The organism is Geothrix sp. (genome assembly GCF_020622065.1).
Taxonomy (GTDB): domain Bacteria; phylum Acidobacteriota; class Holophagae; order Holophagales; family Holophagaceae; genus Geothrix.
In genome coordinates this window covers 439,477-461,749 of sequence record NZ_JAHRYQ010000001.1, presented here as the reverse complement: position 1 = coordinate 461,749, position 22,273 = coordinate 439,477, and the positions used below count along the sequence as shown (strand labels likewise).

General features: G+C 66.5%; 18 protein-coding genes and 2 tRNA genes. 12 read left to right on the top strand and 8 right to left on the bottom strand.

Going from position 1 to position 22,273, the window contains the following annotated elements:
- Nucleotides 1–28 precede the first annotated feature (28 nt).
- Together bamA and QZ647_RS02230 are read right to left on the bottom strand one after the other, a co-directional pair.
- The gene (gene bamA, locus QZ647_RS02235) at nt 29–2,602 is read right to left on the bottom strand and encodes an outer membrane protein assembly factor BamA (protein WP_291270611.1); all 2,574 of its coding nucleotides are present in this window, start codon (nt 2,600–2,602) and stop codon (nt 29–31) included.
- A complete protein-coding gene (locus tag QZ647_RS02230) occupies nt 2,599–5,073 on the bottom strand; it encodes an ATP-dependent Clp protease ATP-binding subunit (protein ID WP_291270610.1) in 2,475 nt (824 codons plus the stop codon). The genes bamA and QZ647_RS02230 overlap by 4 nt, the downstream gene beginning before the upstream one ends.
- Before the next feature lie 194 nt (nt 5,074–5,267).
- Here QZ647_RS02230 and QZ647_RS02225 point away from each other — a divergent pair, with 194 nt between their 5' ends.
- The 7 genes from QZ647_RS02225 (at nt 5,268) to QZ647_RS02195 (ending at nt 14,007) form a co-directional block, all read left to right on the top strand.
- Nucleotides 5,268–6,572 carry an adenylosuccinate synthase gene (locus tag QZ647_RS02225; protein ID WP_291270609.1) on the top strand — a complete coding sequence of 435 codons (1,305 nt, stop codon included), beginning with the start codon at nt 5,268–5,270 and terminating at the stop codon, nt 6,570–6,572.
- Nucleotides 6,573–6,676: 104 nt separating this feature from the next.
- A tRNA-Lys gene (locus tag QZ647_RS02220) sits at nt 6,677–6,751 on the top strand.
- A gap of 13 nt (nt 6,752–6,764) precedes the next feature.
- Nucleotides 6,765–6,839, top strand: a tRNA-Glu gene (locus QZ647_RS02215).
- Nucleotides 6,840–7,186: 347 nt separating this feature from the next.
- On the top strand, nt 7,187–10,138 hold the full coding sequence (locus QZ647_RS02210; protein WP_291270608.1) for a PD-(D/E)XK nuclease family protein: 2,952 nt from the start codon (nt 7,187–7,189) through the stop codon (nt 10,136–10,138).
- A 1-nt stretch (nt 10,139) separates the two neighbouring features.
- Nucleotides 10,140–13,244: a UvrD-helicase domain-containing protein gene (locus QZ647_RS02205; protein ID WP_291270607.1), complete on the top strand. Its 3,105-nt coding sequence runs from the start codon at nt 10,140–10,142 to the stop codon at nt 13,242–13,244.
- 74 nt (nt 13,245–13,318) lie between these two features.
- On the top strand, nt 13,319–13,615 hold the full coding sequence (locus QZ647_RS02200) for a DUF4258 domain-containing protein (RefSeq protein ID WP_291270606.1): 297 nt from the start codon (nt 13,319–13,321) through the stop codon (nt 13,613–13,615).
- Nucleotides 13,612–14,007: a hypothetical protein gene (locus QZ647_RS02195; protein WP_291270605.1), complete on the top strand. Its 396-nt coding sequence runs from the start codon at nt 13,612–13,614 to the stop codon at nt 14,005–14,007. The genes QZ647_RS02200 and QZ647_RS02195 overlap by 4 nt, the downstream gene beginning before the upstream one ends.
- Here QZ647_RS02195 and QZ647_RS02190 read toward each other — a convergent pair.
- Nucleotides 13,997–14,173, bottom strand: a complete 177-nt coding sequence (locus QZ647_RS02190) for a DUF3606 domain-containing protein (RefSeq protein WP_291270604.1) — start codon at nt 14,171–14,173, stop codon at nt 13,997–13,999. The genes QZ647_RS02195 and QZ647_RS02190 overlap by 11 nt on opposite strands.
- Nucleotides 14,174–14,556: 383 nt before the next feature.
- Between QZ647_RS02190 and QZ647_RS02185 the strand changes: the two genes are divergently transcribed.
- Together QZ647_RS02185 and QZ647_RS02180 are read left to right on the top strand one after the other, a co-directional pair.
- Nucleotides 14,557–15,585: a histidine kinase gene (locus tag QZ647_RS02185; protein WP_291270603.1), complete on the top strand. Its 1,029-nt coding sequence runs from the start codon at nt 14,557–14,559 to the stop codon at nt 15,583–15,585.
- The gene (locus QZ647_RS02180; protein ID WP_291270602.1) at nt 15,554–16,291 is read left to right on the top strand and encodes a response regulator transcription factor; all 738 of its coding nucleotides are present in this window, start codon (nt 15,554–15,556) and stop codon (nt 16,289–16,291) included. The genes QZ647_RS02185 and QZ647_RS02180 overlap by 32 nt, the downstream gene beginning before the upstream one ends.
- A 110-nt stretch (nt 16,292–16,401) precedes the next feature.
- Here QZ647_RS02180 and QZ647_RS02175 read toward each other — a convergent pair whose 3' ends face one another.
- From QZ647_RS02175 to QZ647_RS02165, 3 genes are all read right to left on the bottom strand, one after another.
- Nucleotides 16,402–16,725, bottom strand: coding sequence for an HU family DNA-binding protein (locus tag QZ647_RS02175; protein WP_286353983.1), 324 nt, complete (start codon nt 16,723–16,725; stop codon nt 16,402–16,404).
- Nucleotides 16,726–16,957: 232 nt separating this feature from the next.
- Nucleotides 16,958–17,527: a hypothetical protein gene (locus QZ647_RS02170; RefSeq protein ID WP_291270601.1), complete on the bottom strand. Its 570-nt coding sequence runs from the start codon at nt 17,525–17,527 to the stop codon at nt 16,958–16,960.
- Nucleotides 17,528–17,565: 38 nt separating this feature from the next.
- Nucleotides 17,566–18,243: a hydroxyacylglutathione hydrolase family protein gene (locus tag QZ647_RS02165; protein ID WP_291270600.1), complete on the bottom strand. Its 678-nt coding sequence runs from the start codon at nt 18,241–18,243 to the stop codon at nt 17,566–17,568.
- A gap of 105 nt (nt 18,244–18,348) precedes the next feature.
- Between QZ647_RS02165 and QZ647_RS02160 the strand changes: the two genes are divergently transcribed.
- From QZ647_RS02160 to QZ647_RS02150, 3 genes are all read left to right on the top strand, one after another.
- Nucleotides 18,349–19,413 carry a bifunctional methionine sulfoxide reductase B/A protein gene (locus tag QZ647_RS02160; protein ID WP_291270599.1) on the top strand — a complete coding sequence of 355 codons (1,065 nt, stop codon included), beginning with the start codon at nt 18,349–18,351 and terminating at the stop codon, nt 19,411–19,413.
- 63 nt (nt 19,414–19,476) lie between these two features.
- On the top strand, nt 19,477–20,376 hold the full coding sequence (gene epsC, locus QZ647_RS02155; RefSeq protein WP_291270598.1) for a serine O-acetyltransferase EpsC: 900 nt from the start codon (nt 19,477–19,479) through the stop codon (nt 20,374–20,376).
- Nucleotides 20,373–20,774 carry a phage holin family protein gene (locus QZ647_RS02150; protein ID WP_291270597.1) on the top strand — a complete coding sequence of 134 codons (402 nt, stop codon included), beginning with the start codon at nt 20,373–20,375 and terminating at the stop codon, nt 20,772–20,774. Before epsC ends, QZ647_RS02150 begins: the two co-directional genes overlap by 4 nt.
- A gap of 81 nt (nt 20,775–20,855) precedes the next feature.
- On the opposite strand, the gene QZ647_RS02145 is transcribed toward QZ647_RS02150, so the two are convergent.
- Together QZ647_RS02145 and QZ647_RS02140 are read right to left on the bottom strand one after the other, a co-directional pair.
- Nucleotides 20,856–21,620 carry a lysophospholipid acyltransferase family protein gene (locus tag QZ647_RS02145; RefSeq protein WP_291270596.1) on the bottom strand — a complete coding sequence of 255 codons (765 nt, stop codon included), beginning with the start codon at nt 21,618–21,620 and terminating at the stop codon, nt 20,856–20,858.
- A 2-nt stretch (nt 21,621–21,622) separates the two neighbouring features.
- Entirely contained in the window at nt 21,623–22,255 is a 633-nt protein-coding gene (locus QZ647_RS02140) for a peptidylprolyl isomerase (protein ID WP_291270595.1), read from the bottom strand.
- Nucleotides 22,256–22,273: the final 18 nt, after the last annotated feature.

Sequence of the window (22,273 nt, the reverse complement as noted above, 5' to 3'; positions counted from 1 at the left end):
CGGGAGGACCGGGCCCCCCGGGAATGGATCAGAAGGTGGTGCCGATGGAGAACTGGAAGTCGGTCCGGCCCTCGGTGTCGAAGGGATAGGGATTCAGCTTGCGCGCCCAGATCAGGCGGAGCGGCGCGGGGCTGATGGGCAGGAAGAACCGGAACTCCAGGCCCGCCGAGCGCACCAGGGTGGGGTTGGTGTAGGTAACCACCGTCGAGGTTCCGTAGGGCGTGTAGCTCACGGAATCCTTGCTGAAGATCTTCGTGCCGCTGCCCCAGGCGTTGCCCGCATCGTAGAAGAACACCAGGCGGAACTGGTCGGCGATCTTGAACTGGTACTCCAGGTTGGCGATGAACTGCTTGTTGCCGCCCACCACGACCGGCGTTCCTGTGTTGTCCAGCAGGACGCTGCCCACCTGGCCGAAGCGGTAACCGCGGATGCTGTTCTCCCCGCCGGGCCGGTACAGGTCGTAGAGCGGCAGCTCCTCCTTGCCCATGTTCTGGAGGTAGCCGTAGCTGAGGTTCAGGGCGAAGATGTGCCGGTCGGCCACATTGGCGAACTTGGCGAAGTCCCAGGTGGCGCGGAGGAAGGGCTTGTCGCCGCCGAACTGCCAGCCGCCGTATTCCAGACTGAAGGCCACGCGGGTGCCCTGAGTGGGCTTGAACTGGTGGTTCACGGTGCTGAAGGCCAGGCTCTGGCTGAAGGTGGAAGTGAGCTGGTTGCTCAGGTCGCGGAAGTAGTAGTTCCGGCCACCCTCGATGCGGATCAGACGGAAGCTGTAGCCCGTGGAGTAGGTGGTGAACCAGGCCCAAGGGCTCTGGGGCAACCAGTTGCTGAGGCGGGCGCCCACGGACAGGCCGAGGCTGCGGGTGAACTGCTTGTAGGCGTTGGCCACGCCCACGCGGGAAGCATCGTAGTCCGCCGACCCATTCGAGACCGAAGTGGAGAACGAGTAGGGCAGGTCGAAGATGAAGGGCTCGGTGAAGCCGACGGAGACATTCTTGGAGAACTTGCCTCCGTTGTAGCTGACGGACAGCGTCTCGCCGCCGCCGCCCAGGTTCCGGGTGGAGAAGCTCACGCCGAGGGAGAAGCCGAACAGCGAGCCGTAGCCGCCCTGGAAGAGGAGTTCGTTGACGCCGGCCTCCTCGCCGCGGATCACGACATCCACCTGGGACTTCTCCGGCACCAGGTCCACCTTGGGCTCGGAGTTCTTCACATCGAAGTAGCTGAGCTGACTGATGCTCAGGATCGAATCCTTGAAGCGGTCAGTCTGGAACAGGTCCCCCTCGCGCATGAGCATGCTGCGGCGGAGCACCTTGTCCTTGGTGGTGAGGTTGCCCTCGAATTCGATTTTCCGGACCGTGTAGGGCTCGCCCTCGTCCAGCTTCAGGGTGGTGTCCACCTTCTTGACGCCGTCCTCATCGCGGATCTCGAGCTTCTTCTCCGCCCGGAACATGATGTGGGCCTGGTTGCTGTAGGCCTCCTTCAGCTTGTCCACGGTCTGGTTTACCGCGTCGAGGTCGAAGGGCACGGGCTTCTCGCCCGCCTTCGGGGTCTCGAGGGAGGGCTTGATGTTGAAGAACTTCTTCAGGAAGGATTTGTTGTCCCGCTTCACCTCGGCGTACTTGCCGGTGTAGAAGGTGTCGCGGAAGAGCTTGCCGCCCTCGGCCTTGAAGGTCCCCTCGAAGTACTGCTGGCCCTCGAGGATGGGAACGGTAAGGGTGGCCCGGAGGTCGTACTTCGGAGACTTGGCCTCCTTGATCCGCTTCTCGTTCTTGATCTTCTGCTTCGGGGAAGTATGGTCATCCACCTCGATGAGGGGCTTGCCCACGAAGACATCCTTGTAGCCCATCTTCCAGTAGGCCTTCTTGAGGTTTTCCAGATCCTCTTCCAGGTTCTTGTCCACCAGCAGGTCGTGGGTGGTGAGCCAGCTGAACATCCAGTGCTTGCGGGTCTTCTTCATGACGCCGCGCAGCTGGGAGCTGGAGAACACCTTGTTGCCGCGGAACTCCACGCGGTAGATCTTCGCCTTGCCGCCTTCCTTGATGTCGAAGACCAGACGCGCCACGCCCGTGCCCATGGGTTCGAGTGTGATGTCCACCACGGGGTTCCGGAACCCCTTCTCGCCCGCCTGCTCCACGATCAGGTTCTTGATCTTGCGGGCGGCCTCGGGGTCGTACACCGTGTCGGGATTGATGGTGAGCTTCTTCTCCTTCACCTTGTCCTTGATGTTGGTGATGCCCACTTCGGTGCCGCCGCGGTAGTCCACCTCTTTGATGAGGGGCCGCTCGCGGATGCGGATGACCAGCTTCTTGCCGCCCTTGTCGTCCTCCAGTTCCAGCTTCACATCGTCGAAGGAACCGCTGGCCCAGAGCTTTTCGAGCACGGCGCTGAAATCCAGGTTCCGGAGGTCGTCCCCCACCTTCACGCCCGACTTGAAGATCACCGTCTCGGCCGTCTGCTTCTGCGCGCCGATCACCTCGATCTGCGTGATGGGCTCGATGTCCTGCGCCGCCAGCGAAAGGGAGAAGCCCGCCACCAGCAGCAAGGGCAGCACACCCCTGCGCCACCGGGGCCGGACCCGGTTCCGAACCATGTTCCGCTGCGTCATTCAGGCGCTCCGACCAGATGGGTTTCCTGGCCAGTGGCCACGTCTCCGGACTCAGACAGGGTGGGGACGAGCTTTCCGTCCACCAGATCGAAATTCACCGCGCCCGAGGGCACCGTGTCCTGGCCCACCATCAGCTCGGCGAGGGGATCCTCCACCTGCTTCTGGATGGCGCGCCGCAACGGCCGCGCGCCGTAGGCCCGGTCGCGCAAGGTGGTCTTCACCAGCCAATCGCAGGCCGCGTCCGTCAGCGCGACGGAGAGCTTGTGCTTCTGGAGGGTGAGGTTGAGATCCTCCACCAGCAGGCGGACGATCTTGCGCAGCTCGTCATCGCCCAGGCGGTTGAACACCACAATCTCGTCGATGCGGTTCAGGAACTCGGGGGGGAAGGTCCGCTTGAGCACCTTCATGGCATCGCCGCTCTTGGCGTCGGGACGGCCGTCCTGCTCGACGAAGCCGAGGTTCTTCTCCGACAGCAGCTCCCGGCTGCCCACATTGGATGTCATGATGATGATGGTGTTCTTGAAGTCCACCAGGTTCCCGAAGGCGTCCGAAGCCTGACCATCGTCAAAGATCGACAGCAGGATGTTGATCAGGTCGGGGTGGGCCTTTTCGATCTCGTCGAAGAGCAGGACGCAGTACGGGTTCCGCCGGATGCGGTCCGTCAGCATGCCGCCCTCCTCGTAGCCCACATACCCCGGAGGGGCCCCGAGCAGCTTGGAGACCTCGTGCTTCTCCATGTACTCGGACATGTCGAAGCGGATCATCTTCTTGGCATCCCCGAAGAGGAAGGCCGCCAGGGTCTTCGCCAGCTCGGTCTTGCCCACGCCGGTGGGGCCTAGGAACAGGAAGGAGCCCATGGGCCGGTTCGGATTCTTGAGGCCGGTCCGGGCGCGGCGCACGGCGCGCACCACGGCGCTCACCGCCTCGGGCTGGCCGATGACCCGCTCGTTGATCCGGGGTTCCATGTTCACGAGGTTGGCCTTCTCGTCGCCCTTCAGGGCCTTCACGGGAATGCCAGTCCAGCTGGCCACCACATCCTCGATGTCCTGCTCGGTCACTTCGGGGAAGCGCGCGTAGTCCTCGTCGGTGAGCTCGGAGCGGCTCTTCTGGATCTCCTCGCGCAGCTGCAGCTCCTTCTGGCGCAGCAGGACGGCCTTCTCGAAATCGCGGCTCAGCACGGCCTCATTCATCTCGTTGATGACCCGGTGCAGCTCGTCCTCGTGGGTCTGCCCCTCGGGCGTGGCGCCGCCGGGACCCGCCCGCAGCTTCACGCGGGCGCCGGCCTCGTCCAGCAGGTCGATGGCCTTGTCGGGGAGGAAGCGGTCCGTGATGTAGCGGTTGGACAGGTAGACCGAGGCCTCCATGGTCTTCGGCGTGTAGCGGACCCGGTGGAACAGCTCATAGCGGTCCCGGATGCCTTCGATGATGCGCAGGCTCTCGATCTCGTCCGGCGGATTCACGGTCACCGGCTGGAAGCGCCGCACCAGGCTGCGGTCCTTGTCGATGTATTTGGCGTATTCCTTGTGCGTGGTGGCGCCGATGCACTGGATCTCACCCCGGCTGAGGGCGGGCTTCAGGATGTTCGCGGCATCCAGGCTGCCCTCGGCGGCGCCGGTGCCGATGAGGCTGTGGATCTCGTCGATGAACAGGACCACGCTGGGATCCTTGCTGGCCTCGGCGATGATGGACTTCAGGCGCTCCTCGAACTGGCCGCGGTACTTGGTGCCCGCCACCACCAGGCTGAGGTCCAGTGCGTAGATGCGCTTGTCCGCCAGGCTCGGCGGCACCACGCCCTCGTGGATCTTCTGGGCCAGGCCCTCCACGATGGCGGTCTTGCCCACGCCGGCCTCGCCCAGCAGGATGGGGTTGTTCTTCCGGCGGCGGCTGAGGATCTGGACGATGCGCTCGACCTCCTGCTCGCGGCCGATGAGGTTGTCGAAGATGCCGCGCTCGGCCATCTCGGACAGGTTGCGGGCGAACTCGGAGAGGAGGGGGTGCTCCTTCTTCTTCTTCGCGATCTTCTCTTCCTTGCTGCTCTCCAGCAGGATCTCCTTGGCGGCGATCAGGTCGGCGCCGGCCTCCTTCAACAGGCGTCCCGCCAGGCAGCCCTCCTCCTTCAGCATGCCCAGCAGCAGGTGCTCGGCCCCCACATGCTTGTGGTTGAGCTTGGCGCTCTCGGCCGTGGCGTGCTGGAGGATGCGCTTGACCTCCTCCTCCATGGGAATGTCGATGCTGGTGCTGCTGGGGGTGATCTTCTTGTCCCGGGGGGTCAGGGCCGTCACCAGGCGTTCCCGCAGGGCGCTCACCTGGACGCCCATGCGCTCGAGCAGCTGGGTGCTGGTCTTTTCCGACTCCCGGAGAAGCCCCAGCAGGAGGTGGCCGCTCTGAATGCTTTCCGCACCGAACTGGCTCGCCTCATAGCGGGCGAAAAACATCACGCGGCGGGCTTTTTCGGTGAATTTTTCGAACACGGGACACCCTTCCGGGTCAGCTGCAGATCACCCTCACGGGTCTTGGATGGCCCCGAAGCCGGGATGGTTCCGGGGCGGCCTACCAGGGTAGCGCCTTCCACCCCCCTTGTCCCGATCCGCCTGGGGCTGGACCGCGCCTCCGTTCGGGACAGAACCGGCCTGGACCGCTAGACTGGAGGGTCGGGGAGGGCGACATGAGCCTGGTTAGGACCAATCTGGCGATCCTGGGCCTGCAGTGGGGCGATGAGGGCAAAGGCAAGGTCGTCGATCTCCTCAGCCCCAAGTTCCGCCAGGTCGTGCGCTTCCAGGGCGGCAACAACGCCGGCCACACCGTCGTGGTTGATGGCCAGAGCATCGCCCTGCACCAGGTGCCCAGCGGCGCCCTCCACCCCGGCTGCTTCCTGGTGGTGGGTAACGGCGTGGTGCTCAACCTCGAGGTCTTCCAGCAGGAGCTGGACCGCCTCCAGGCCCGAGGCTTCGACCTGACCGGCCGCCTGATGCTCTCCGACAAGGCCCACATCATCCTGCCCCACCACATCGCCCTCGACCTCTGGCGTGAAGGCGGCGCCAACAAGATCGGCACCACCGGCCGGGGCATCGGGCCCGCCTACGAGGCGAAGGCCGGCCGCATGGGCGTGCGCCTGGGCGACCTGCACCACCCCGAGACCTTGGCCGACCGCATCCGGCCCGGCTACGAGGAAGTCCGCCTGCGCCTGGGCGCGGGCGCCGACCTGCCCTCCCTGGAGCGCGTCGTCGAGTCCCTGCTGCGCACCGCCGAACCCTTCCTGCCCTTCATCGGCGACACGCAGAACCACCTGGTCGCGGCCTGGGAACGCGGCGATCGCATCCTCTTCGAGGGCGCCCAGGCGACCCTGCTCGACATCGACCACGGCACCTACCCCTTCGTCACCTCCAGCAACTGCAGCCTGGGCGGCCTCTTCACCGGCACCGGCCTGCCCCCCAAGGCCCTCGACAAGATCCTCGGCATCGCCAAGGCCTACACCACCCGCGTCGGCTCCGGCCCCTTCCCCGCCGAGATGCACGATGCCACCGGCGAGCACCTCCGCCAGGCGGGCCGCGAGTTCGGCACCACCACCGGCCGGCCCCGCCGCTGCGGCTGGTTTGACGCGCCCATCACTGCCCACGCCTGCCGCACCAACGGCGTGGATGGCCTGGCCATCATGAAGCTCGATGTCCTGGACGGCCTGGACGAAGTGGGCCTCATCGTGGGCTACCGCACCGGTGAAGGGACTGTCACCACCAAGCTCCCCAGCTGCGCCGCCGACTGGAAGGGCCTGAAGCCCGAGGTGAAGTATTTCAAGGGCTGGGCCAGCACCCGGGGCATCACCAGCCACGGGAAGCTCCCCGCCGAGGCCCACGCCTACCTCGAAGCTCTGGTCGAGAGCGTCGAAGTGCCCATCGCCTACCTCAGCACCGGCCCCGACCGTGCCGAAGGATGCATCTACCCCGGAACCTTCCTCGAACCGCTGCTGGCTTGACCCCGGCGCCCTTCGCAGGCACACTGGTCGTCCTGCCCATTCAGGCACCGCACGCTTGCGTGCACCGCGGACTCGAGGGTTCGCGGACCTGAAGCCACCGGCAAGGGCCCTTAGCTCAGTGGTAGAGCAGCGGCCTTTTAAGCCGTTGGCCGCGGGTTCAAATCCCGCAGGGCCCACCAAGTTCCACCCCATGGGGCTATCGTCTAGGGGTCAGGACACCGCCCTTTCACGGCGGTAACACGGGTTCAAATCCCGTTAGCCCTACCAGAAAAGAGCCTAGAGGAATCTAGGCTCTAATTGTATAAATACGGCTCAGCAGACTACCGGGTGAAATGAACGCTCCAAAAAACGCTCCAATTTGAGGGCAATTTTGGGAGCGTTTTCTCAGTTGATGCCGAGGTCATGTGGCATGTCCAGCAGGAGGGCCCGCTGGGGTCGGATGGCTGACGGCAGCCGCAGGCCGATCTGCCCAAGGGCTTGGTCGTCTTGCCAAGGTTGACCGCTTCGGCAGGTCCCTACCTGGAGCTGGAAGCCTGGAGAAGTCCACGGACATTTTCTGTCCAAACCGGTGTGGCAGGATGGTCTGGAACCAAGTCTGTCCTTGAGATGCCTGCATGAGCTACGACCCCTTTGATGGCGTGCTGCTGAACGACCCTCGACCGCCTGTGTCGGGGGCCGTCAGTCTCATGCTGCATCTGCGAGTAGCACGAAGACTGGCCAAGGCTCAGGGACGCTCGGTGGGTCCCAGCATGGAGGCGCTGACGGCACGCGCTCAGGCCTGCCGGGAGCTGCTGGCCCAGGGTCTGTTGCCGGTCACCCTTCGGGAATTGCAGACCTACGGGCTGGACCTCGGCCAGCCCAAAGCCGCCCACAGCCTGGCCAGCGTGCTGGCCCACATGGAGGCCTACCTCAAGGAAGTGGAAGCGGGCGGTTACTTGGAGCCGGACCTAGCCCTATGGCAGGCCGTGGACCTGGAATTGGCCGGGAAGCGCGGGCTCTGGATCGAGCGGACCGAGGCCGATGGGCCGTTGGAAGCCGGGCTCCGGGACCTGGTGCCTTCGCGTCTGCGGGCCCTGGCCTGCGTGCCGGGCCTGTGCGGTGCCACCTTCAGGTTGGCTGCCCAGAAGGGAGGCGAAGCCTCAGGTCTCTTCGGCAGCGCCCAGCCCCTGGTGGCGTGGTTCCTTGATGGGCTCGAAGCCCATGGCGAAAGCCTCCCCAATGACCTCGACCTTTCTGAACCGGAGGGCTGGGGATCAGCCCCTTGGTCGCCCGCTCTGGAATCCCTATTCGAGGGACCGCTGGATCTGAAGGACCATGCAGACACATTCCAGCGGGGGCTCGTCGAAGGTCCCCTCGACCTGCTTCGCCAGGCCATTGAGCAAGTCTGCGTCTGGCTGGACGCTGGGATTTCCCCCGCCGAGATAACCCTCATCCATCCCGAGCCTCAGACAGTGGCTGCTTTCCTCGCGCCCCTCCTGGCAGAAGAAGGCGTGGCGCTCCATGTGCGCGGCGGCCTGCAGCCCCTCCTCGCCAGCGAAGCCTGGAGCCCGCTCTGGACTCTCCTCATGGGCGTGCAGCGGCTGGACCCATGCGCCGTATCCGCCGGGCTCCGAGCCTCGAGGCGCGACGATCTGCGCCACTGGGCGGACGCCTTGGCCCTTGCGGATCAGAGCGGGACGCTCGCCTTCGAGGGCAGCTTCATGCACCTGCGGGACCGCGTGAAGGATTACGCCCAAAGCATCTGGCAGGAACTGGCCGCGCTGAGGACCACTACCCAGGCAGCCCACCGGTGGGCCGAGCGCCTGGAATCCCTGGCCACCACGTTGCGACTGCCCATGAATCCCGACGATTTCTACTCCCCGCTGGGCCTGCTCAAAGAGGCTTGGGGGCTCGAAACCTGGACCTTCGCCGACATGCTCCTGGCGCTGGAGGCCTTCCTGGACGCGGCGCGCAGCAGCGAGATCCCCCGAGCCGTCGAGGGACTGCGGCTGGTCACCCCAGGTACGGTCCTCGACGACTGGAACGGCGCGCGCGCCACACTGATCCTTGATCTCTCAGAAGGTGCCTGGCCCAGCCGCCCTGCCGAGAATCCCGACCTGGACGGAGACCGCAAGGCCGCCATCAACCGTGCGCTGCTCGCTTGCAGTCAGGCGGAGCCGACGGCTACGTTCCCCCCTGCCCTGCAGCGGTTCTGGCTACCCCGCAGCGAGCATGGCGACCAGATTCCCCGCGCTTTCCAGCGAGAGGCCTACGCATTCAACAAGGTGCTGGCCATGACCCGCGAGCGCCTGGTGGTGCTCAGTCCTGCCCAGGATGAGGATGGCCGCATGAAGTCCCAGGGACCCTTCTGGACGGCGCTGGAAGGTGCGGCCCCATGGAGTGCTGAAGCCGCGCTGCACAGCCGCCTGCGCTGGCGCTGGGAAGGCCACGATCAGTCACCTCTCCATCAGGCCCGGGCCACCGCTGCCCAGGCTTGCCCCGCCAGTGAGGCGCTGCTGGCGGAAGCGCCGGACTTCGACCGTGCACCGGGATTCCGCGCCGCCTGGCTCAAGGGGCAGGACAGCGCCAGCCCCACGGCACTTGAAAGCCTCGCCAAGTGCCCCTTCCGTTCTTTCGCTGAGCGCGTTTGGGGCTTGCAGACCTTCGATGCGCGCACCCGGATGTCCATGGCCGTGGGCATCCTCGTCCACCACATCATGGAAGAAGCCCTGGCCCCTTTCGTGGGCGTGGAGGACTGGCCTGCCGCCTTCCAGACGGCACTGGGGCTTGGCCCTGAGGCCGGAGCCGATGACCTCATTCCCCACCTGCAATCCCTATGGCTGGATCACCAGGGCCAGTGGCTGAAGGAGCTAGATCGCCACATTCCGCAAGAGCAGTGGCCCCAGGCCGTGCTCCGCCTGGAATCCCTTCTGCCTAATCTGGCCGCAGGCCTACTTCGGGATGTTCAGGCGGATGCCCCCGACAAGGGGGAACTCGCATTGCTCGACCCTGCATGTCTGTCCACTCCGAAGGGCAAGAAGGCCGCAGCGCCCCCACCGGAGATCTGGCATCGGACCCTTCTGTCCCTCGAGGGCAGCCTCGGTCCAGTCTCCTTGGACCTGGGTGACGGTCACACCCTCGCCGTCAGTGGCAAGGTGGATCGCATCGAGCGCTGGACCAGTGACAGCCTCTCCTTCCTACGGGTCGTGGATTACAAGACCTCGAAGGAGACCTACCTCAAGGCCTACGCCGACGACGACGCGCCCTTCGGGTCCCACCTCCAGACTCCCCTCTACATGCTCCTCGCGGAGCAGGTCTATGAGGGCGAAAGGGCCACGGCGGTACTGTTTCCCCTGAAGGAGGATGAGCCAAAGCCCTTCACCAAGCACCTGGGCACCCTTGCCGAGGCCGGACCCGATGGTGCCTGGCGCGAGAAGTTGCTAACGAACCTCTCCCGCTTCGATGCACGCCTGGAGTCAGGGGACTTCCCTCCCACGCCTGGCGAACATTGCAGCCAGTGCCAGTTGGCGGCCCTCTGCGGGCGGCCCGTGGACGTGACCGTCGAGACCGATGGGGAGGGGGACTGAGATGCGAAATCTCAACCTGAGCGATCCCCGCATCCTCGACCAGTCGCTGGTGGTGAGTGCCAGCGCGGGCTCCGGCAAGACCTTCACCCTCACGGTGCTGGTCACCGCCCGGCTGGGTCGTGGCGACATCCGCCCCTGGGAAATCCTCGCCACCACCTTCAGCGAGGCATCCGCTGCGGACCTCCGCGAGCGTCTGCTCCGCCCCCTGGACCTGCTGTCCGCTCTGGATGAGGCGGCGTGGCAGCAACTGCTGCCCCACCTCGAAGCCCCCGTGGCCAAGGACCTCGAGACATTGCTCAAGGATCAGTCCACCATCCAGCATGTGAAGAAGTCCGCCGGTGAGGTGGCACAGGCCGCCGCTCACTGGATGAGTGCGCCCTGGCTTGCGTCAGCCGCAAAGGCTCGCGCCTTCTGGCGTCGAGTGCGAAGAGAGGCCGAGCTGCTGCAGGTGTCGACCATCCACAGCCTGGCGATGCGCGTACTGAGCAAAGGCGAGGGCAGCAACGACACCATCCTCGATGTTCGCCACCCCTCCCTCCTGCGGCTGCTGCGACTGACGGTACGCGAGTCTCTAACTCTGCCCCTTGGCCATGTCGATGAAGTGCCCGCGCGGTTGCTGCTGGCCTGGGCCGAGCAGAACTGGGAGGCGCTGTCCCAGGGCTTCGACAACCACCTGGATGCCCTAGGGCACCTGACGGGTGAGGACCCCAGCCGCCACCGCGACGCGCTGAGCCGTGCCCTGGCTGCAGCTCGGACCGCGCTGGCGCCCTTCGCCGCAGATCCTGAGCTGGCCAAGCATCCCAGCGGCAAGGGCCTCCACAACTTCAAGCAGGAGAACCTCCTCCCGGTACCGGGTGATGGCGCCGATATGCAGGCGAACCTCCGCTGGGCCCAGGCTCAGAGCGGACGCGTGTCGAATCCGCCCCCGGCCTACTATTCCGACGCCTTCTGCGACGCGATGGCGACCCTCAAACCGGTAGCCAGCGCCCTGGAAGCCTGGCTGCGCTGCCTGCTGGTGAATGCGCTGCGGCGTTTCGAGGAAGAGAAACAGGCCCAGGGTTTGGCCACCTTCGGCGACCTGGTTCGCAAGGCCTTGGATAGCCTCAAGAATCATGGCCTGGAAACACCCCCGCCCAAGCTGCTGCTGGTGGACGAGTACCAGGACACCTCCAAAGTTCAGGATGCCTTCCTGGAGGCCCTTGGCGCTGAGCGCATGGTGCGTGTGGGCGATGTGAAGCAGGCCATCTACGGCTTCCGCGGCGGTGATCCCGACCTGCTGCGGGACCGGCTGGCGGCCGCGGGAGAGGGTGCCTTTCGCCTCGCGTCCAACTTCCGCTCCACACCCGAGATCGTGAGCCTGGCCAATACCTATGTGGACCAGGTCTGGCCCCAGTTGGACCCCTCGGTTGGTGACCTCGACGGTGCCCAGGTACCTGTTGCCCCATCGGGGCCTCCAGTGGGGTTGGTCCGCACGCCTGCGCCCTCAACTTCAGGCGACCTTCCGGCACTGTCGGATTGGATCTCGGGCCTCTCCCGGGAGTCTGGTTGGACCGAATCCCTCGGCGCGCCCACTAAGACCGGCAGCCGCACCCGGGCGCTTCTGCTCAAGCAGCGCACCCGCCTGCCGGGGCTCCTCCAGCGCCTGAAAGCCCAGGGCATCCAACCCTATGTGGTGGCCAAGGAAGGTTTCTGGGACAGCCCCGGTGTGCGGCTCATCCTAGCGGCCCTGGAGGCCGTGGCCCACCCCGAGCGCCCCATTCCCTGTGCGGCGTTGCTGCGGCAGGTGGTGGGCCTGACCGATTCTGAATTGGCGACCCTGGCCCAAGGCGGCGAAGGCCGTCCCGGGCTGCCCGGCCTGGGCCAGTTGGATCCCGAGCGGCTGCCGGAAGCACACCGAGATGCCGCCCGCTTCCTCCTCGACCTGCGGCAGGCCTCCACCCAGACCATCGCTGGCCGACTACTGCGCCACGGTGCCCTACTCCAGGCCATCGCGACCCTGGAGGTGCACGGTGCCTTGGAACCCCTGCGGGCACGACGCAACCTGGCCGGACTGCTCGCCAAGTTGCAGGGCCTGCCAGCCAGCCCCTCCGTGGCCTATGCCCTGCTAGATGACGAGCGGAATGGTCTGGAGCGGGGCGATCTGCCCGCCTCTGTGGAAGATGCCGACCTGCTCATCCAGACGGCTCACGGCAGTAAGGGACTGGAATACGACGATGTCATCCTGCCCCTGCTCAATGTGAACCCGCGCAGTTTCCGGAAGGGTGATCTGCGCACCCGACCCGAGACTGGCGAATTGTTGCTGGCCTGGAAGCTGGGGAAGTTCACCGGACGCACCTACGACGACCTCAAACCCCTGGTGGAGTCGAAACAGAAGCGCGACGAACTCAACCTGCTCTATGTGGCGCTCACCCGCGCCAAGGGGCGACTCTGCGTGCTGCTCCAGGAGCCCAAGGATCCCAAGGAGCCCAAGCCCCCCAGCGAGTTCAAGACTTGGGCAAAGTGGGGCCAGGTCCTGGCAAGCGCCCACCCGGACTGGAAAGCCCTGACCGATGCCCCGATGCCGGAGCCCTTGCCCGCACGGATCACCCTCAGGCCGGACTTACCGCCTGTCAGAACGGCCCTGGCCGACATCGCCCTGCCTGCCGATGCCCATGACGACCTCCCCGGCGACACCCGAAGCAAGGCCCGTCAGGAGGGCGAAGCCATGCATGCCTTCCTCCGAGATCTCCTGGTTCGCTGGGAAGATCCCGGGGCCTTCCTGGCCTGCCTCGACAGGGCCCCATCTGTGGCCCACGCCCGCGAGAATGCCCTGCGCTTCCTGGAGCAATTCGACGCCAAGGGCTGGCGCCATCTCCGTCGCCGCACAGAATTGCCCCTTGCGGGGGCAGCCAGCAGCGGCGCCCTCGGCCGGGCCGACCTGGTGGTCTGGGAGGACGACCGCATCCACCTCCTGGATTTCAAGCACTCGAAGGCCTTCGGCGAGGCGGAACTCGTTGGCTACCGGGACCAGCTGGCCCGCTATGCCAAGGTGCTGGAAGCCCGGGAGGGCAGGATCGTGGAGGCCTGGCTCGTGGCGCTGAAATCCGGTGAGTGGGTGCGGGCCTAACCCTCCGGGCAGGATCAGGACTCGACACCCCGTGTCCAATGGGTAGGTCGACTCTGGGGTTCTGGAGGTGATCCATGAGCCCGTCGAGCCCGCTTCTGCTTCCCCTGCCCCTGACCCACCATGCCCGGAGGAAGATGGATGGCCGCCGCATCCCCAGCGAAGCTGTGGAGGCCGTTCTGGCGTATGGCCGGGCGGTCTGGGCGCGGGGAGCCCAGATCTACGCCCTGGGCAGGAAGGAGGTCGAACGGGCCTCTCGGCGAGGGCTGGACCTCCGGCGCTTCGCAGGCCTCCAGGTCGTCTGCGCGGCCAATGGCGATGTGCTGACGGTCTACCGGAACCACGACTTCAAGCCCCTTCGGCGGTCGGCATGAGCCTCTTCCTAGATGGGAAGCCGTTGGCACGGGAACCCCGGAGCGGGACTTGGCAGGGCTGGTGGCGGCATGGCCTCCGGGAAGGTCATGAGGCGCTCAGCCTCACCATCGCGGGCGGCCGGGTCCATGGCACGGGCCGGGATCAAGACGGGAGCTTCTCCCTGGAGGGCGAGGTTCATCCCGACGGCACGGCCTCGTTCACCAAGCGCTACACCCAGCCCCTGGTGGCCACCCCCTCCCGTCTGGACTATCGGGGTCAGTGGAATGGCCGAGTCATCCGGGGAACCTGGGCGAATGGGACCTCGGCCTGCAGCCATGGCCCATTCCTCTTGTGGCCAAGCAGCGAAGAGCCCCGGCCTGCGGCCACAGCCCGCACCCCGCTCACTTCCTGAGGTAGCGCTTCACATCCCGGACCACGGGGCCCACGACCAGGACCGCCTGCTGGATCTTCTCGGTGGACACGCTGAAACGGATCGCCCAGCTCCGCAGATCATAGGGCTGATGAACATTGATCCGCTCCTGCAGTTCAGGCTGGCGGATCGCCAGATCGACGGACACGGAACCTCCTGGAAATGGGGGCTCGGCAGAGACGGGGGATCCCGGCCGAGTTCCTTGCATGGCGGATCCTAGGACCCTCTCCCCGGATCGGCCGAAGCCTTTCCCCCAACGGTCGTTTTAGGCGTCCGAACGGGTTTGCCCGGCGGCCCCGTTAGGCCGTGGTTGACCCTAGTTGGTCGTCTGCGCCAGCCGGCCGGGCTCCTCGGGCTTTCCACGACTGAAGTCGTGTTTACATACCGTTCATGGAAAGGCATTGGCCACTGCCCCGGCTGGGCTCACAACCAAGGTCGCGTTCCGGGTTCGCCAGTGACGATCCAGGAGAAGCCGAGGCGCCATCGATCCCCTGGGCCCACCTGTTCCCCTTGGCGAAGAACTGGCGGGCGATGGGCGTCTGCTACGCCCTCTGGGTCGCCTCCCTGCTGTACAGCCACTGGACCTCCACCCGCATCGAATCCGGGTGGATCTGGGCCAGCGTCTTCTCCGCGCCCCTCTTCCATGTCACGGCGTTCGCCCTCCTCGCACCGCTGCCCTGGATCCTCCCCAACCGGCTGCGCTCTCCATGGAACTTCGTGCTGGGGTTCGCCCTCTCGATCGTGGCTTGTGAACTGATCGCGATCCTTCTCCCGCTTATCGACGGGTGGCTGTTCACCCAGGCGCAGGTCAGGTTTGACCGGACCAGGCTCAGGCTGATGTACACCGGGCTGGTGGGCCCCGCGATGATGGTCGTGGGGGGTCTCGCCGCCGCCAGGGCCCGCTCCGAAGAACTGCGCCAAGCTTCCGAGATCGAAGCCCAGATCGCCAAGAACCAGCTGCTCCAGAGCCAGGTGCACCCTCATGTGCTCTTCAACGCCTTGAACGGTCTGGTGGAGCTCGTCCACAAGGATCCAGGAGCCGCCGAGACGGCGATCCGGCACCTGTCCGACCTGCTTCGCCGCCTCCTCCTGGCCTCGGAGCACAGCCGCCTGCCCCTGGGGGAGGAACGGAAGATCATTGCCGATTTCCTGGCGCTGGAGGCCATCCGTTTGGGGAGCCGGCTCCGAGTCGCCTGGGAGTGGGACGAGGCCCTGGACGCGATCGAGCTCCCGCCCCTTCTCCTCCAGCCCCTGGTGGAGAACGCCATCAAGCACGGCATCGCGCCCAGCATCCAGGGCGGGGAGATCATCGTTCGAGCCCAGGCTGAGGATGGAGCCATCACCCTGGAAGTCTGGAACTCCGGGGAACCCTTCCGCGATGGCGGGCCAAGGGCCGGCATCGGCCTGAGGAACCTGCGCTCCCGCCTGGCCTTGAACTTTGGCCCTGGCGCCAGCCTGTCCCTCGGCACTTCAGGTCGAGGCACGCTGGCCTGCCTCCGCTTCGCGGCAACCCTCGTAGAATTCCCCCATGGCTCCACTGAAAGTCCTAGTCGTCGATGATGAGCCCCTGGCCCGAGAGCGGCTCTCTCGGCTCCTCCAGGAAGCCGGCTGCACCATCGCGGGTGAGCTCGAAAATGGCCTGGCCCTGCTCCAGTGGCTGGAGGCGCCGAATAAAACAGGCGTGGATGCCATCTTCCTGGATATCCAGATGCCCGGCCTCAGCGGCATGGAAGTCTTGGCCAAGATTCCGGACGGCCCGCCCGTGGTCTTCGTCACGGCCTTTTCGTCCTACGCGGTGCGCGCCTTCGAGCTGACAGCCGCGGACTACCTGCTCAAACCGGTGTTCGAGGATCGCCTCGAGACCTGCCTGCAGCGCCTTCGCGAGCAGCTCGTGCGGCGCCTCAACCCCTCCGAGTTGAGGGGCCTCCTGCGGCCTCCCGCGCAGTTTCCCATCCGGGTGAAAGACGGCGAGATCTACCTGGAGCTGGAGGTCGTCACCCACTTTGAGCTGGAGCACGACCGTGTGTGGGCGTGCCGGGGGGCCAGCCGCTATCTGACGCGGTGGACCGCCCTGTCAGATGTGGAGCAGGCCTTCCCCGATGACGGCCTGCTGCGGATCCAACGCCACCTCCTGCTCCGCCCGCGAATGGTCAGGGGCATCCGCCCGGCCTCGGTGGGGCGCATCAAGGTGATGGTGGCGCCCAAGGTGGAGCTGACCGTCAGCCGGGCCATGACCCCGCGGGCGAAGGAACGCATCCGGCCCTGAACATGCACCTCCTCAACGGAGGCGGCCCTGCGGACCCAGGCGGTGCAGCCTCATCCCAATACATGAAGAAGGGGGCCGACGGCCCCCTTCTTCATTCGGCAACCGTCTGACTACTTCTTCTTGCCCTTGGGAGCGGCCTTCTTCGCGACCTTGGGCTTCGCCGTCTTGGCGGCCTTCGAGGCCTTGAAGCTCATCGACTTCGAGGCCGCGATCTTGATGGGGGCGCCGGTCTGGGGGTTGCGGCCCGTGCGCGCCTTGCGGGTCTTCTGGCTGAAGGTGCCGAAGCCGACCAGCGTGACCTTGCCACCCTTGCCGACATGGCCGGCGATGGATTCAAGGAAGCAGCCGATGGCAGCAGCGGCGGCGGCCTTCGTGATGTCGGCAGTCTTGGCGACGGCTTCGACGAGTTCAGCCTTGGTGAGGTTCTCGGCCATGTTGCTGGCCTCCTGAATGAAAGCGCCATCGGGCGCTGGTTGGGTTTCCGCTTGGATAGTGCCTCAATTTCGCGCCAGTGCAAGTCAAGAAAAGCCTCTCTCTTTCAGAACCCCCGGGGGTTCCCCCGGGATCGGGTTCCTCCGGCACCCCGAAAAACCCACCGGGGCCAGGGATTCTACCCTCGGCGAGCTGGCCGCCCGGGGCCCCGAAAACCCGCTGCACGCTTGGATTTCAGCTCGGCGATGCTGGAGATCTGACAGGAACGGGGGTGGGGGCAGGCCCCTTCACGACCCGCCCCCACCCCCAGCCCAGGACCCCGGCCAGCAGCAGCCAGCCGATGGGGGACCGGGCCGCGATGCGGAGGTCCTGCCAGGACGGCAGGGCCCCGAAGAGCAGGTTCGCCAGGAGGAACACCATGCCCGCTTCGGACCAGCCCGGAACGGGGTGCCCGCCCAGCCGCCACGCGAAGATACCGTAGGCCGCGGGCAGCAGCAGGAGCGGCGCCAGACCGATGAAGAAGGCGTTGTACCATCGCAGGTTCGTCAGGGCCACGGAACCCAGCACGAAGCCACGGCCCTCGCGCCGAGGAAGCACGGTGAAGTGGACGGGTCGGCCGCGGAGCAGGTGACCCACGGCCCAATGGCAGAGCTCATGGCAGATCGTCCCGGGCAGCACCAGCAGCGAGAAGAGCCAGAAGGAGCGCCGGGTCTGGTTCAACAGCCAGAGCACCGCAGCCGTACCCGCCAGGTAGACCAGCGCCGGGCCGTGTCCCCCCGCCATCCATCCCCAGGCCTGGTCCATCCCCATCACCTCCCGGGTCCATTGGACCACCCCCGGCCTCACCTCAACCCGTGCGCCGCCTTGAAGGTCGGCCATTCGTCCTTGAGGCGGATGAAGGCCTGGACATCCGGACACAGGAGGAAGGGATTGGTCTCGCGCTCCCAGGCCAGGGTGGAGCTGGGGCGGGCGCCGTAGTCGTGGCCGGGCCAGAGGGTCGCGTGGGCCGGCCATTCCCGGAGCAGACGCTGGAGGCTGTCCCATTCGGTGCGGGCCTCGCGATCGTCCGGGGTGCCGCCCACCTTCCCCACGAACAGCAGGTCGCCGGTGAGCCCCGCGGCCAGGCCATCCGCCCGGCCCCCAGCAGGGCCCTCCACCAGGAAGGCCAGGTGGTCCGGGCAGTGGCCGGGCACCCGCCACACGCCGAGCCGCCAGGTTCCGAGGGGGATCCCCGCCCCGTCCTCCAGCACCCGGTCCAAGGGACCGGGATGGCCCGGGCCACCCCACACCGGCGCTCCCGTGAGCGCCTGGGCCTCGGCATTGCCGTTGCTGTGGTCCGCATGGCCATGGGTGTTCAGGATGGCTGTGATCCGGAGGCCCTGGGCCTTCGCCCGGGCCACGAGGGCCCCGGGATCGTAGGATGGATCGACCAGGATTCCCTCCCCCGCCGTCCGGTCCCCCAGGAGGTAGCCGAAGTTCCGGTCCCCGCCCACCCGCACCTGCTCGAAGACGAACCGCATGAGGCCTCCTCAGGATGTCCCTGACCGAAACGCCATTGTCCCACCCGCCTCCGGGAACGCCCGGCCCCTGATCGGCATCCAACCCTGCATCCGGAGGATCTGCCCATGCTCAAGAGGAAGATAGGGCTGGCGGTGGCGGTTGCGGTGGCCCTGGCCGGCGCGGCCGTGGCCCTCCCCCACCGGAGCACCCTTTCCGCCCCACCCGATCGCGAGGTACAGGTGAACGCTCCCAAGAAGCCCACCCCGGAAGTCCTCCGGCAGAAGCTCACGCCCATGCAGTTCCATGTCACCCAGGAGGCGGGCACGGAGCCGCCCTTCCGGAACGAGTACTGGAACGAACACCGGGAGGGCGTCTATGTCGATGTGGTGAGCGGGAAGCCCCTGTTCTCCTCCAAGGACAAGTTTGATTCCGGCTGCGGCTGGCCCAGCTTCACGAAGCCCCTGGAGGGCGAGGATGTGGTCGAGAAGCGGGATGTCAGCGCCGGGATGATCCGCACCGAGGTGCGGTCCAAGGACGCCGATTCTCACCTGGGCCATGTGTTCGACGACGGTCCGAAGGATCGGGGCGGCCTCCGCTACTGCATCAACAGCGCGTCCCTGCGCTTCGTCCCGGTCGAGGACCTGGAGAAGCAGGGGCTGGGCGCCTTCCTGCCCTTGTTCAGCAAAGCCGCCGCCAAAGCCAATCCGGCGCCGGCGGGCGAGGAGATCGCCACCCTGGCCGGCGGCTGCTTCTGGGGCATGGAGGACCTGCTGCGACGGCAGCCCGGCGTCACGGCCATTGAGGTGGGCTACACCGGCGGGAAGGTGGCCAATGCCACCTACGAGAACCACGAGGGCCATGCCGAAGCCGTCCAGATCCGCTTCGACCCCTCGAAGACCACCTTCGAGGCGCTGCTGCGCTTCTTCTTCCGCATGCACGATCCCACCACGCTGAACCGCCAGGGCAACGACCTGGGCACCTCGTACCGCAGCGCCATCTTCTACCACTCGGAAGCCCAGCGGCAGACCGCGGAACGCGTGAAGGCCGAGGTGGACGCCAGCGGCAAGTGGAAGCGCCCCATCGTCACCGAGATCACCGCCGCGGGCCCTTGGTGGAAGGCCGAGGACTACCACCAGGATTACCTCGTGAAACATCCCGGCGGCTACACCTGCCACTTCGTGCGGGACTGAGGGCCTGTGGCATCCTTGTCCTCCAGGCCGGCCGCAAGGCTAGGCTGGAGTTTGGAGCCCCTCATGCCGAGCGAGCACCCCCTGGAAGACCGGCCCGACCTCCATGCCGTGGTCGAGGCCCTGGCTTTGGCCGCCACGGCCCTGACGGACATGCCCCTGGGGCGCCGGGAATTCCCGTCCCGCACCATCCTGGGGGGCCTGGTGGAGGAACTGCGCGCCCTGCTCTTCCCGGGCTATTTCGGCGCGTCCGAGCTGAAGGCCGAGACCCTGCACTACCACCTGGGCGCCCGCATGGACCGGGTGCTGATCGGCCTTGGCAACCAGATCCAGCGGGGCCTCATGGCTTCCGATCCCACCTGCGGGAACTGCCGGGAGCGGGCCCTGGACCTGGCGCGGGCCTTCCTCGCCCGGCTGCCCGAGGTGCGTCGTCTCCTCGCCACGGACATCCAGGCGGGCTTCGAGGGTGACCCGGCGGCCACCAGCCCCGATGAAGTCCTGTTCTGCTACCCCGGCCTGATGGCCATCACCAGCCAGCGCCTGGCCCACGAACTGCTGAAGCTGAAGGTGCCCCTGCTGCCACGCATGATCACGGAGCACGCCCACAGCCTCACGGGCATCGACATCCACCCCGGCGCCGAGATCGGTGAGCGGTTCTTCATCGACCACGGCACGGGCGTCGTCATCGGCGAGACCTGCATCATCGGCCGCAATGTGCGGATCTACCAGGGCGTGACGCTCGGCGCCAAGAGCTTCCCCCTGGATGCCGAGGGCCACCCCGTCAAGGGCGTCCCCCGCCATCCGGTGGTGGAGGACGATGTGATCATCTACTCCAATGCCACCGTCCTGGGCCGCATCACCCTCGGCAAGGGGTCAGCCATCGGCGGCAATGTCTGGCTCACCCGCAGCGTGCCGCCGGGCAGCGTCATCACCCAGGCCAACGAGAAGGACGGGATGCCCTCATGACCACGCTCCTGCGCTTCCTCTTCTCGGCCATCGGCCTGCTGGTGGCTTGCTCCTTCGTGCCCGGGCTGGGCCATGGATCTTTCCTGGACCTCCTGATCGTGGCCGTGATCCTGGCAGCCCTGAACACCACCGTCGGCAGCCTCCTCAAGGTCATCGCCTTCGTGCCCATGGCCTGCTCCCTCGGCTGCTTCAGCCTCGTCATCAACGGCCTGGTCTTCTGGCTCGCCGGCGCCCTCTCCTCCCGGCTGGGCCTGACCTTCACCGTGAGCGGCTTCTGGTCCGGCTTCTTCGGCGCCCTGGTCACCAGCATCGTCGCCTCCGTCCTCGGCGCCCTCTTCATCCCCAAGGACCGCCAGCGCCCGCAGGGTCCGCCTCCGTCCATCAAGGTCGTGAACTGAAAGGCCGGTAACCGCGGAGGCGGCGGAGGAATACCGGTCTGCCCCGCTCCGGATGAAGGGGACCGGTCCAGGCGAATCAGGTCACTTGACGCCTGCGTCCTTCGTCATTGACTCTCCTCGGCTCTTTTCCAAGAGTCCCTGCACTGCCGACTGGGCCGCCATCCGGAGAGCCTCGGCATCAGGGTGGGCGTAGGATTCCAGCGGCGTGCCCATCGTGATGCGGTAGAGGCCGCTTCGCGTGCGCCAGGTCCCCTTGGGCAGGATGTCCGGTCCGCCGTGGATGGCGAAGGGCACCACCGGCACCCCGGCTTCGAAGGCCAGGGCGAAGGCGCCCTTCTTGAAAGGCAGCAGGCGGCCATCGCGGCTGCGGGTGCCTTCGGGAAAAGCCACGATGGCCTGCCCCGCGCGGATCCGGACTGCGGCATCCTCCAGGCTGCGCAAGGCGGCCGCGCGGTTGCTGCGGTCGATGAAGATGAAACCCGCCAGCCAGATCACCCAACCCAGGAAGGGCACCCCCGCCAGCTCCCGCTTGGCCACGAACACGGGGTGGCAGGGGAGTGTGGAGATCATCAGAGGCGGATCGAACAGCGAAGTGTGATTGCCGATGAAGACCGCCGGCCGGCTGCCGTCGCGGAGCGCTTCGGGAAGGTCCTCCCAGCCCGCCAGTTCGCGGCGGATGCCAAAGGCCCAGGCGGTACCGCGGATGTAGCGGGGCGCCACGATCCAGAAGGCCCGCCGGCCGCCGATGAAGGGCGCCAGCAGGAAGCAGAGGCAAACGGCCAGGGCCAGGGCCAGGGCACCAAAGACCCAGACCAGGGCTGGTCGAAGAAAGGGGCGGATGGGCATGCCTACTGCGGCAGCAAGGAGACATCCTTCAAGCGCACGGGATACTGCGGCACGCCGCTCTGCCCTTTGCGCCATTCCGTCTTCACCTTCTCGATCTTGTCCACGGCCTCCATGCCCGAGACCACGCGGCCAAAGACGCAGTAGCCGTAGCCTTCATCGGTCAGGTCGCGGTGATCCAGGCTCTTGTTGTCCACGGTGTTGATGTAGAACTGGGCTGTGGCGCTGTGAGGCGAGCCCGTGCGGGCCATGGCCACGGTACCCCGGGTGTTCTTCAGGCCGGCCCGGAAGGTCTGGGGCGCCTCGTTGAGGATGGGCTCCCGCAGGGGCTTCTCGTCCAGGTTCTCCAGCAGACCGCCGCCCTGGACCATGAAGCCGTCGATGACCCGGTGGAAGATGGTGCCCTTGTAGTGGCCATCCTTCACATACTGCAGGAAGTTCGCCACGGTCTTGGGCGCCAGCTCCGGCTCCAGCTCGAGGACGACCGGCCCGTAGCTGGTGAGCAGCTGCACCCGCGGCTTGGCCACCGGGGCCGGAACGGGAGCTGGGGCCGGAGCCGGCGCTGGAACAGGCGCCTGAGCAGCCAGGGACATGGCCAGGGATCCAGCGAAGGACAGGCAGAGCAGCAGACGGGGCACGAAAACTCCTGGGGCTTC

Coding starts and splice junctions, on each gene's coding strand:
- bamA (WP_291270611.1), bottom strand. CDS start 2,602: ATGACGCAGCGGAACATGGTTCGGAACCGGGTCCGGCCCCGGTGGCGC.
- QZ647_RS02225 (WP_291270609.1), top strand. CDS start 5,268: ATGAGCCTGGTTAGGACCAATCTGGCGATCCTGGGCCTGCAGTGGGGC.
- QZ647_RS02210 (WP_291270608.1), top strand. CDS start 7,187: ATGAGCTACGACCCCTTTGATGGCGTGCTGCTGAACGACCCTCGACCG.
- QZ647_RS02205 (WP_291270607.1), top strand. CDS start 10,140: ATGCGAAATCTCAACCTGAGCGATCCCCGCATCCTCGACCAGTCGCTG.
- QZ647_RS02200 (WP_291270606.1), top strand. CDS start 13,319: ATGAGCCCGTCGAGCCCGCTTCTGCTTCCCCTGCCCCTGACCCACCAT.
- QZ647_RS02195 (WP_291270605.1), top strand. CDS start 13,612: ATGAGCCTCTTCCTAGATGGGAAGCCGTTGGCACGGGAACCCCGGAGC.
- QZ647_RS02185 (WP_291270603.1), top strand. CDS start 14,557: ATGGGCGTCTGCTACGCCCTCTGGGTCGCCTCCCTGCTGTACAGCCAC.
- QZ647_RS02180 (WP_291270602.1), top strand. CDS start 15,554: ATGGCTCCACTGAAAGTCCTAGTCGTCGATGATGAGCCCCTGGCCCGA.
- QZ647_RS02175 (WP_286353983.1), bottom strand. CDS start 16,725: ATGGCCGAGAACCTCACCAAGGCTGAACTCGTCGAAGCCGTCGCCAAG.
- QZ647_RS02170 (WP_291270601.1), bottom strand. CDS start 17,527: ATGGACCAGGCCTGGGGATGGATGGCGGGGGGACACGGCCCGGCGCTG.
- QZ647_RS02165 (WP_291270600.1), bottom strand. CDS start 18,243: ATGCGGTTCGTCTTCGAGCAGGTGCGGGTGGGCGGGGACCGGAACTTC.
- QZ647_RS02160 (WP_291270599.1), top strand. CDS start 18,349: ATGCTCAAGAGGAAGATAGGGCTGGCGGTGGCGGTTGCGGTGGCCCTG.
- epsC (WP_291270598.1), top strand. CDS start 19,477: ATGCCGAGCGAGCACCCCCTGGAAGACCGGCCCGACCTCCATGCCGTG.
- QZ647_RS02150 (WP_291270597.1), top strand. CDS start 20,373: ATGACCACGCTCCTGCGCTTCCTCTTCTCGGCCATCGGCCTGCTGGTG.
- QZ647_RS02145 (WP_291270596.1), bottom strand. CDS start 21,620: ATGCCCATCCGCCCCTTTCTTCGACCAGCCCTGGTCTGGGTCTTTGGT.